We start from the raw sequence: 9,577 nt of genomic DNA, 5'->3' as shown, positions 1-9,577 counted from the left end.
GCCTGGCCCTGGAAAATACCCGAAATGCATTCGAGTTCGTCGTCTTTGATCTTATCGTTGCCCTCGAACTCCAGGCGGTCCAGCAACGGGTATTCCTTGACGTTTACGGTCACGATCAGACCCGTCGCGCCTCCACTTACGTAGATGCGTATGTCCTCGAACAGTCCCAGCCGGTACAGTTGCTTGATCGTAGTGGCGCCGTCTCGGGGATTGTAGGGATTACCCGCTTTCAGCGCGGTCATCGACCGAATGAGGGGTTCATCCACGTTGGCGTGCCCCTCGATACGCACGTCGGCAATCAAAGACTGCTGCTGTTGTCCGAAGACTTTCTGGGGACTCACGGATGCGGAGGCAAGAATCCCGCCCGTAAGGATCAGTACAAGGAAGGGTTTGAAATACATGGATGACTTTGAAGACACTAAGGCAACTTTCCCGTCCATGCGGGTAATCGATCGGCAGAAGCCGGCTATCGACATGACAACGGCGCAAGCGAACACGGCGCAAGCGAACCGGCTGTCGATTCTACGCGCATCCCGCATCACGGGTTCCCGTCCGAGGGTTTCAACCGGACATACTCGGAAGGACTCGGCCCGCGGATCCGCGCTTTCAAGCTTCCGACTCGGTGAGGACGGGCGCTTTGCCGGAATCAGCGGTCTCGGCCTTGTAGAACGTCAGGTTTTCGCCCTTCTTGCCGACCCTGATTTCATCGCCGTCGCCGAACGTGCCCTTCAGCAGCTCTTCCGCAAGCGGATCCTCGAGCATGCGCTGGATGGTCTGGTTCATGAACCGGGCGTTGTAGACCGGGTCATATCCCTTGTCGGACAACAGTTCCCGCGCACTCTGCGTCAATGAAATGCGGATGCCCCTTTCGCTCATCCTTTCGTTGATTTCCTTGAGCTGCAGATCGATGATCCGGGAGATGTCGGACGGGTTCAACTGGCGGAAGACCACCGACTCGTCGAGCCGGTTCAGAAACTCCGGATTGAACAGTTTCTTCACCTCTTCCTTGACGGTGGCCTCCATCTTTTCGTAGTCGACTTTGGCGTCCTGCTGGAAGCCCAGGCCTCCGGCCTTGTTGATGTCCCGGGTGCCGAGATTGGAAGTCATGATAATAATCGTGTTGCGGAAGTCCACCCGGCGGCCGTTACTGTCGGTCAGCGTGCCCTCGTCCAGTATCTGCAGGAGGATATTGAATACGTCCGGATGGGCCTTCTCCACCTCGTCCAGCAGAATGACGGAATAGGGTTTGCGCCGTACCTTCTCCGACAGGTGCCCGCCTTCGTTGAATCCCACGTAGCCCGGCGGAGCGCCGATCAGACGGGACACGTTGAACTTCTCCATGTATTCGGACATGTCGATGAAGATCAGGGCGTCGCTGTCCTGGAAGAGGAAGGAGGCCAGGATCTTGGCCAGTTCCGTCTTGCCCACACCGGTGGGTCCGAGGAAGAGAAACGATCCGATGGGCCGGTTGGGGTTCTTCAGCCCGGAGCGCGAACGCCGGATGGCCTTGCTCAGCACCTGGATGGCCATGTCCTGGCCGATGATCCGTTTCTTCAGCTCGTCCTCCATGCGCAGCAGGCTCCTCGATTCCTGTTCCTCGAGCCGGAACATGGGTATGCCCGTCATGCTCGAGATGATCTGCGCCATGTCGTTCTCGGAGACGGTCACCACCTGGTCGGACACCCGTTCGCGCCAGGCCATGAACGCCTCGTCGTACTCGCGCTGCAGCTCCTCCTGTCGGTCCCGCAGCGCGGCTGCGCGTTCGAACTCCTGCTGCTGGGCGGCCTCCACCTTCTTTTCCTGAATGGCCTGGAGCTGTTCCTCGATCTCCCGGATCTCCTCGGGGACCGTCATCTTGGACAGCTGCGCCTTGGACCCGGCCTCGTCGATGATGTCGATGGCCTTGTCCGGGAGGAAGCGGTCCTTGATGTACCGGTCGGACTGTTTAACGGCGAACTCGAGGGCGTCGTCCGTATACTTGACGTGATGGTATTCCTCGAACCGGCTGCGCAGCCCTTTGAGCATGTCGATGGTTTCCTCGATGCTCGGCTGGTCCACGATCACCTTCTGGAACCGGCGTTCGAGCGCGCCGTCCTTTTCGATGTGCTTGCGGTACTCGTCAAGCGTCGTGGCGCCGATGCACTGCAGTTCGCCCCGGGCGAGAGCCGGCTTGAAGATGTTGGACGCGTCGAGACTGCCCTCGGCGCCGCCCGCCCCGACGATCGAATGGAGCTCGTCGATGAAGATGATTACCTCGTCCGACTTGGTGATCTCGGCCATGATGGATTTCAGCCGGTCCTCGAACTGTCCCCGGTACTTGGTCCCGGCCACGATCGAGGCCATGTCCAGCGTCACGACGCGCTTGTTCTCCAGGATCTGGGGGACGCTGCGCTGCACGATGCGCTGCGCAAGCCCTTCGGCGATGGCGGTCTTGCCCACGCCGGGCTCGCCGATCAGCGCCGGGTTGTTCTTCTTCCGCCGGCTGAGGACCTGGGTGACCCGTTCGATTTCCTTGTCGCGGCCGATGACCGGATCGAGTTTGCCGCCGCGCGCCATTTCGGTGAGGTCGCGACCGAAATGATCCAGAAAGGGCGTCCGGCTGCGCTGGGCGTCCTTCTTGGTCACCGAACGGTCGCTCTGGATGTTCTGAATCTCTTCCTTGATCTTCTCGAACGTCACGTCGTAGGTCGAGAGGATCTGGGAGGCGATCCCCTGCTTGTCCCGGACCAGCGCGAGCAGCAGGTGTTCGGTCCCCACGTATTTCGACTTCATGTTGTTGGCTTCGTGCGCGGCGATCTCCAGGGCCTGTTTCGCCCTCGGCGTAAAGGGAACCTGGCCGATCGTGAGCGCGCTCGACTGGGATACCGTAGCCTCCTCGATGGACTGCCGGAGGTCTTCGAGATCGATGCCCATGTTGCGCAGCATGGCCGCCGCGGTCCCTTCCCCATCCCGGATGAAGGCCAGCAGCAGGTGCTCCGTGGCGATGTAGTCATGCTGCAGTCGAGCGGCTTCTTCCCGGGCGATGTGCATCACCCTTTTGAACCGTTCCGTAAACTTGTTGTTGTTTCCCTGGGGCATCTTGAGCATCCCTCCCTTCATGGTCCGGAGTCGGAACCCCCGGCCGGAGTGTGTTCGCCGTCTTTGTCAGTACCTCAGGTGTTCCCTGACCAGCTCCGCGCGTCGCTCATCCTGTTCCTCCGCCGTCATTTCCCGGCCCGAGGCCATCCGGATGTGCGCGGGCTGTATCGCGATCATCAACTGGTTGAACGCACTGGTCTCCATGCCCTTGCAGATCCGCATATACGCGCCCATCCTGAGCATGGACAGGGCATCCAGCGCTTCCATCTCGCCGAGCAGCCGGGCATGCATAAGCAGGCCGTACGCCCGGGCCACCCTGTCTACCGTCTGGCGTTTCGCCCTGCTTGCCAGGGCGTCGCAGGCCCGTTCCTCGAAGGCGGCCAACCGGCGCGTGACGCGGTCGAGCCGATCTACGATCTCCTCCTCGGCGTGTCCCAGGGTGCACTGGTTGGACACCTGGTACATGTTGCCCGATCGCCCGGTGCCTTCGCCGTGCAGTCCCCGCACCGTGAACCCGATCTCCTCCATGGCGCATCCCAGGGAAGCCATCTGGTCCGCCAGGGTCAGACCCGGCAGGTGCATTAACACCGACAGCCGCATTCCGGTGCCCGTGTTGCTGGGACAGGACGTTAAATAACCAAACTCATCCGAGAAGGCAAAATCAAGTGTTTTGCTCAGTTCGGTATCGATTTTGTCCGCTTCCTGCCAGGCGGCGCGCACCTGCAGGCCGCCCTTGATGGTCTGCAGGCGCAGGTGGTCTTCCTCGTTCACCATGAGGCTGAAGGTTTCTCCGGGGCCAATGAACACGCCCGCTGGCCGCGTCCCGTCCGCCAGGGAAGGGCTGATCAACCGTCTTTCCACCAGCACCCCGCGGTCCAGTTCCGACGTGTCCAGCAGCGACAGGTACACCGACCGCGCCACGTTTTCGCTGCGCTGGACGGCGTTTTCCACCTGTTCGATCACGCGGAACCGCTCGTTCTTGATCGAACGGTGCACGAAGGGCAGGGTGGTCAGGTTCCGCGCAAGTCGTGCCCGGCTGCTGATCACCAGGTCCGCCGTATCGCCTTCAGGCACGCACCATTGCGGTACGTCGACCAGCAGTTCCGTGTACAGGTTTTCCATTGCGTTGTCCATGGGCCTATCCATGGGCCACCTGCTGCAGGTCCGAGCCGCGCTCGAGTTCCTTGATGCGGTCCCGCAGGTCCGCCGCCTGTTCGTAGGCTTCACGGCCGACGGCCTTCTTCAGGGCCCGCCTGAGGTCGATCAGTTCGCGCCGCGTCTTCTGCCGCGACGGATCGGACACGGGGACCTTGCCCCGATGGAACTCATTGCCGTGAATCTGCTTGAAGAGCGGGACCAGCGTCTCCTTGAAGGCACGGTAGCATGCGGCGCATCCCAACTGTCCCGAATCGCCGAACTCCGCCGCGGACAAGCCGCATTGTGTACATGAAGTCGTTTTCATCACCGATCCAACCCCTGGTCGCCGTTCCGGGCCTGGTCGCCATCCTGGACGTCACCCCGGGATCCGGACACCAGCCTGGACCTGGAAGCCACCCTAGGCCGCCACAGCGTTCAATAGTCCGTCTTCCAGCCTGAATGCGCGGTCCGCGCGCCGGCCAAGGTCTTCGTCATGGGTAACCACGACGAAGGCCTGACCGTGCCTGCGGGACATATCCCACATCAGGTCCAGCAACGCTTCCCCGTTCCCGCGGTCCAGGTTGCCGGACGGCTCGTCCGCCAGCACAATGTGGGGCCGGCCCACCAGGGCCCGGGCCACGGCGACCCGCTGCTGTTCTCCGCCGGACAGCGCGACCGGCTTGTGGTCGAGCCGCGCCGCCAGTCCCACCTCCGCGAGCAGGCTTCCGGCCCGGTCGCGGGCCGTGTTCCAGTCGCATCTCCCCACCAGCAACGGCATCATCACGTTCTCCAGCGCCGAGAACTCGGGCAGCAGGTGATGGGCCTGGAAGACGAAGCCCACGGTCCGGTTGCGGAACTCGGCCAGCCGGTCGTCCGGCAGGTCGAAGGCGTTCGTTTCGCCGATGAAGACCTGGCCGGAAGTGGGCCGGTCCAGCGTACCCAGGATATGCAGCAGGGTGCTTTTGCCCGCGCCCGACGCGCCGTGGATCGCCACGATCTGCCCGCGGCGGATTTCGATGTCGATGCCTTTCAGGATTTCGAGCCGGCCGTTGCCTGAGAGGAAGTCCCTGGTCAGGCTTCTCGCGCTCAGCACTTCATCGGTCCGGCGGTCATCAGCTATGGGCGATTCGTTGGCCATACTCCTGGCTTCCAGTCCTCCTCCCGCGTCCCGCGGCGCGTTCGCTATTCGTGCCTGATCGCCTCGACCGGCACCAGGCCGGCGGCCTTCCGGGCCGGATAGACGGCGGCCATCACGCAAATCAGCATGGATCCCAGGGCGACGCTGGCGAAATCCAGCGGGTCGACCCGCACGGGCAACGCGTCGATCAGATAGATGTCCGGCGGCAGCGCGATGAACTCGAAAGTCCGCTGCGTCCAGCAAAGCACGTAGCCGATCACGCAACCGAGCAGGGTACCCAGGACGCCGACCACGGACCCCTGGATGATGAATACCCTGGTGATGCTGGCGGCGGTGGCGCCCATGGACTTCAGAATGCCGATGTCCCGGGTCTTCTCCAGCACGACCATGATCAGGGTGCTGGCGATGTTGAAAGCGGCCACCAGGATGATCAGGTTGAGTATGGCGAAGGATCCCCATTTCTCAAGCGTCATCCACCGGAACAGGCCCTTGTGCCGCTGCATCCAGTCTACCGTAAAATACGCTACGGACGGGCTTGACGCAACAGGGGATTGGGCGGTCTCCTCCACGTAGCGGTTCAGTGCGGCCTCGATTTCTTCGGAGACACGACGCGCCTGGTCCCGGTCTACAACCCGCACGGCGATGCCGTTGATATCGCTTCCGAGTTTGAACAGTTTCTGGGACTCGTCCAGGGAGACATAGGCGGAGGAGGCGTCGTACTCGTAGAACCCGGTTTCCGAAATGCCCGTGACCCTGTACGGCCGGATGTAAGGCGTGAGCGCCGAGGTCAGGGAGAAACCCTGGATGTTGCCCAGAGCCACCCTCTCACCGACGACGATCCCCAGCTGATCCGCCAGGCCCCGGCCCAGGACGATCCCGGGCAGCGGTCTCCCGGCCGGATTGGCCGGATCGGGCGCGGCCGTCAGGTCCAGGGTGCCGAAGGCGATGTTTTCCTCGAGGTTCGTGGCCAGGCGGCCCGATGTGATGTCCAGCCCGTGCACGATGACGCCCGCCGCCGCATTTCGCGTCGTAGGCACTGGTGCGCAGACGGCCTTCTCCAGCACGTATGGCGCGGCCGAGACCACCTCGTCCACCGACAGGATGACGTCGATCAACGGATCGTATTCGGAAATCGAACCATCGCCGAGCAGCGAATACACATTGATATGCGCGCGCTCCCCGATGATCCGTTCCCGTACTTCGCTTTCAAAGCCGTTGAACAGTGAGAGGACGATGACGAGGGCGGCAACGCCCACCAGGACGCCGCCCACGGATATGTAGGTGATGAGGGAAACGAACCGGTTCTGCCGCTTGGAGCGCAGGTATCTCAGAGCGATGAACCATTCGTATGACCATCGTTTACGCAGCACTATTCGGCATCCTGTGCGCCCGGTTCGTCTTCGAAGGATTCCCTGCGGAGGTGGGGAAAGAGGAGCACGTCCTTGATGTTGGCCGAGTCGGTAACCAGCATGGCAAGCCGATCGATGCCGATGCCGCATCCCCCGGTGGGCGGCATGCCGTATTCCATGGCGCGCAGGAAGTCTTCGTCCATGGCGTGGGCTTCCCCGTCGCCCTTCCGCTGCATTTCCACCTGCTCCTCGAACCGGCGGCGCTGGTCCACCGGGTCGTTCAACTCGGTGAAGGCGTTCGCGAACTCGCTTCCGCAGATGAAGAGTTCGAACCGCTCGGTAAGATCGGGATCGTCCCGGCGGCGCTTGGCCAGGGGGGAGATCTCCACGGGATAGTCCGTGATGAAGGTCGGATTCACGAGGCGGTCCTGCACGAAATGCTCGAAGAGTCCGTCGATCATCCGGCCCCGGCCCAGCTCGGCGTCCACATCCAGTCCCCGTTCGCCGCAGACCGTGGCGAGCTCTTCGGTTGAAAGGCCGGCGACGTCGATACCGCTGTATTCGCGGATAGCGTCGAGCATGGGAATTCTCGGCCAGGGCGGGGTCAGATCGATAGGCTGGTCCTGGTAGGTGTGCTCCAGCGTGCCGTTTACCTCCTCGAAGACCGCGACGAAGAGGCGCTCTACCAGGTCCATGATGTACTGGTAATCAACGTAAGCGATATAGAACTCCAGCATCGTGAACTCGGGATTGTGCGTGCGGTCGATCCCTTCGTTCCGGAAGTCGTGCCCGATTTCATACACGCGCTCCATGCCGCCGACGATCAGCCGCTTGAGGTAGAGTTCATCGGCGATGCGCATGTACAGCGCCATATCGAGCGCCTGGTGATGGGTCTTGAATGGACGTGCCAGCGCGCCGCCGTAAAGGGGCTGAAGGATCGGTGTTTCGACTTCGATGAAGCCCTCGCCGTCCATGAACCGCTGGATGGACCGGATGAGCCGCGAGCGCTTGAGGAAGACCTCCTTGACCCCGGGATTGATGATCAGGTCGACGTAGCGCTGCCGGTACCGGGTCTCGATATCCCGGAGGCCGTGCCACTTCTCGGGCAAAGCGCGCAACGACTTGGACAGCAGCGTCAGTTCGTCCGCCATGACGGTGGTTTCACCGGTCCGGGTGGTGAAGACGGCGCCTTTCACGCCCAGGTAGTCCCCGACCTCGATCAACTGGTCGTAGACCTCGTAGGCTTCCGGTCCGACGCGATCGAGCCGGACGTAGATCTGGATCCGGCCGGTACGGTCGAGCAGGTGGGCGAATCCGGACTTGCCATGGCCCCGCTTGGACGTAATCCGGCCCGCTACCGCGACGGGCTCGGCGGATTCGATCAGTGATTCCGCCTGATCGAGAATGGACTGGGCGGGATGGGTTACGTCGTATCGGACGGGGTACGGATCGATGCCGCGCGCGCGGATCTCTTCGAGTTTGCTGTACCGTTGACGGTTGAATTCGATCGGGCGGTTCACCCGTTTGCTCCGAAGGACTTCATGGTTGGTGGCGGACCCCGGTAGAGGCGCGCTGCGGATTGATCGATGCGCCGACCGGCCTGCCGGACGGGCACCGGAATATAGGCGCGACAGGCCGTCCTGTCAACGAAAAAGGACTATCGGAACACCGTGCGGCGGGGGTCCGTGCGGCATGCGTGCGGGGGCGCGCGGCGGATGTGCGGCGGGACGTGCGGGATGGGCGCGTGCGGCATGCGTGCGGGGGCGGTTTCAGTCGCTTTTCGCGGAGTCTCCACTGCGGAGGTAGGCCTCGATGAAGGCATCGATCCCGCCGTTCATCACGGACTGGATATTGCCGACTTCCGTTCCGGTCCGGTGGTCCTTGACCATGGTGTAGGGGTGGAAAACGTAGGAACGGATCTGGCTGCCCCACGCGATGTCCTTCTTGTCGCCTTCGAGACGTTCCCTTTTCTCCCGGATCTCATCCTGCCGCTGCTGGTAGAGGCGGGACATGAGCACTTTCATGGCGCTTTCCCGGTTGCGGTGCTGGGACCGCTCCGACTGGCACTGCACGACGATGCCGGAAGGCCGGTGGGTGATGCGCACGGCCGAAGAGGTCTTGTTCACGTGCTGGCCTCCGGCGCCGCTCGCCCGGTAGACGTCGATCTCCAGGTCCGTCTCGTTTAAATCGATATCGCCCGGATCGTCGATTTCAGGTAGCACGGAAACCGAGGCGAAGGAGGTGTGCCGCCGGTGGTTCGAATCGAAGGGGGAGATGCGCACGAGGCGGTGGACCCCGGCTTCCGCCTTGAGGTACCCGTAGGCGTATTCGCCCGTGACTTCGATGGATACGCTCTTGATGCCGGCTTCCTCACCCGGCTGCAGGTCCAGGGTGTCGAAGGCGTAGTCCCGTGATTCCATCCAGCGCAGGTACATGCGCATGAGCATTTCCGCCCAGTCCTGGGACTCGGTACCGCCCGCCCCCGGGTGAATGGAAACGATGGCGTTCTTCGTGTCGTCGGGGGCCGACAGCATGCTCTGCAGCGTCGCCGCCTCAAGGAGGCCCTGCAGCGACCGGACCCCTTCTTCTATCTCGTCGAAAGCGTCCCGGTCGTCTTCTTCTACGGCCATTTCAAACAGGGTCTCCAGGTCCTCGGCCTGGCTGCCCATCTCGTTCCAGCCATCGATGATCTTCTTGTGATCGCTGATCTGCCGGCTGATCGCCTGGGCCCTGGCCTGGTTGTTCCAGAAGTCCGGTTCGCCCGTGACGCCTTCGAGCCGGGCCGTCTCCGCCTGCCGGTTCTCTATGTCAAAGGCCCCTCCAGAGATAGGACAACTGGCTCCGGCACGCTTCCAGCGCGTTCTTGATTTCGGAT

At 62.4% G+C, this 9,577-nt stretch carries 8 protein-coding genes (1 of these 8 running past the window's edge); all 8 read right to left on the bottom strand.

The features are described 5' to 3' along the window. Positions 1–539 carry the beginning of an outer membrane protein assembly factor BamA gene (gene bamA / locus F4Z81_03020; protein MXW04021.1) on the bottom strand. Its footprint begins 1,972 nt before the window's first position, so only the first 539 of its 2,511 coding nucleotides appear in the window; it begins with the start codon at positions 537–539; the stop codon falls past the left edge of the window. A gap of 67 nt (positions 540–606) precedes the next feature. Then, positions 607–3,078: an ATP-dependent Clp protease ATP-binding subunit gene (locus F4Z81_03015; GenBank protein MXW04020.1), complete on the bottom strand. Its 2,472-nt coding sequence runs from the start codon at positions 3,076–3,078 to the stop codon at positions 607–609. 66 nt (positions 3,079–3,144) lie between these two features. Continuing rightward, positions 3,145–4,224 carry a protein arginine kinase gene (locus tag F4Z81_03010; protein ID MXW04019.1) on the bottom strand — a complete coding sequence of 360 codons (1,080 nt, stop codon included), beginning with the start codon at positions 4,222–4,224 and terminating at the stop codon, positions 3,145–3,147. Then, positions 4,217–4,540 (bottom strand): hypothetical protein, encoded by a 324-nt coding sequence (locus F4Z81_03005; protein ID MXW04018.1) that lies wholly within the window; start codon positions 4,538–4,540, stop codon positions 4,217–4,219. The genes F4Z81_03010 and F4Z81_03005 overlap by 8 nt, the downstream gene beginning before the upstream one ends. A 93-nt stretch (positions 4,541–4,633) precedes the next feature. Next, complete coding sequence (locus tag F4Z81_03000) at positions 4,634–5,353, bottom strand: ABC transporter ATP-binding protein (protein MXW04017.1); 720 nt, start codon at positions 5,351–5,353, stop codon at positions 4,634–4,636. 44 nt (positions 5,354–5,397) lie between these two features. Continuing rightward, positions 5,398–6,852 (bottom strand): FtsX-like permease family protein, encoded by a 1,455-nt coding sequence (locus tag F4Z81_02995; GenBank protein ID MXW04016.1) that lies wholly within the window; start codon positions 6,850–6,852, stop codon positions 5,398–5,400. Further along, positions 6,723–8,222 (bottom strand): lysine--tRNA ligase, encoded by a 1,500-nt coding sequence (gene lysS, locus F4Z81_02990; GenBank protein MXW04015.1) that lies wholly within the window; start codon positions 8,220–8,222, stop codon positions 6,723–6,725. The genes F4Z81_02995 and lysS overlap by 130 nt, the downstream gene beginning before the upstream one ends. A 249-nt stretch (positions 8,223–8,471) precedes the next feature. Continuing rightward, entirely contained in the window at positions 8,472–9,530 is a 1,059-nt protein-coding gene (locus F4Z81_02985) for a peptide chain release factor 2 (GenBank protein ID MXW04014.1), read from the bottom strand. Positions 9,531–9,577: the final 47 nt, after the last annotated feature.

It is taken from the genome of Gemmatimonadota bacterium (genome assembly GCA_009835325.1).
Taxonomy (GTDB): domain Bacteria; phylum JAAXHH01; class JAAXHH01; order JAAXHH01; family JAAXHH01; genus JAAXHH01.
Note: the sequence above shows the minus strand (reverse complement) of the source record. Positions and strands in the feature narration are given on the sequence as shown.

What these genes read in the sequence shown, in the direction of transcription:
- F4Z81_03015 (MXW04020.1), bottom strand. Translation starts at nt 3,078, where the DNA reads ATGCCCCAGGGAAACAACAACAAGTTTACGGAACGGTTCAAAAGGGTG.
- F4Z81_03010 (MXW04019.1), bottom strand. Translation starts at nt 4,224, where the DNA reads ATGGATAGGCCCATGGACAACGCAATGGAAAACCTGTACACGGAACTG.
- F4Z81_03005 (MXW04018.1), bottom strand. Translation starts at nt 4,540, where the DNA reads ATGAAAACGACTTCATGTACACAATGCGGCTTGTCCGCGGCGGAGTTC.
- F4Z81_03000 (MXW04017.1), bottom strand. Translation starts at nt 5,353, where the DNA reads ATGGCCAACGAATCGCCCATAGCTGATGACCGCCGGACCGATGAAGTG.
- F4Z81_02995 (MXW04016.1), bottom strand. Translation starts at nt 6,852, where the DNA reads ATGCGGCATCGGCATCGATCGGCTTGCCATGCTGGTTACCGACTCGGC.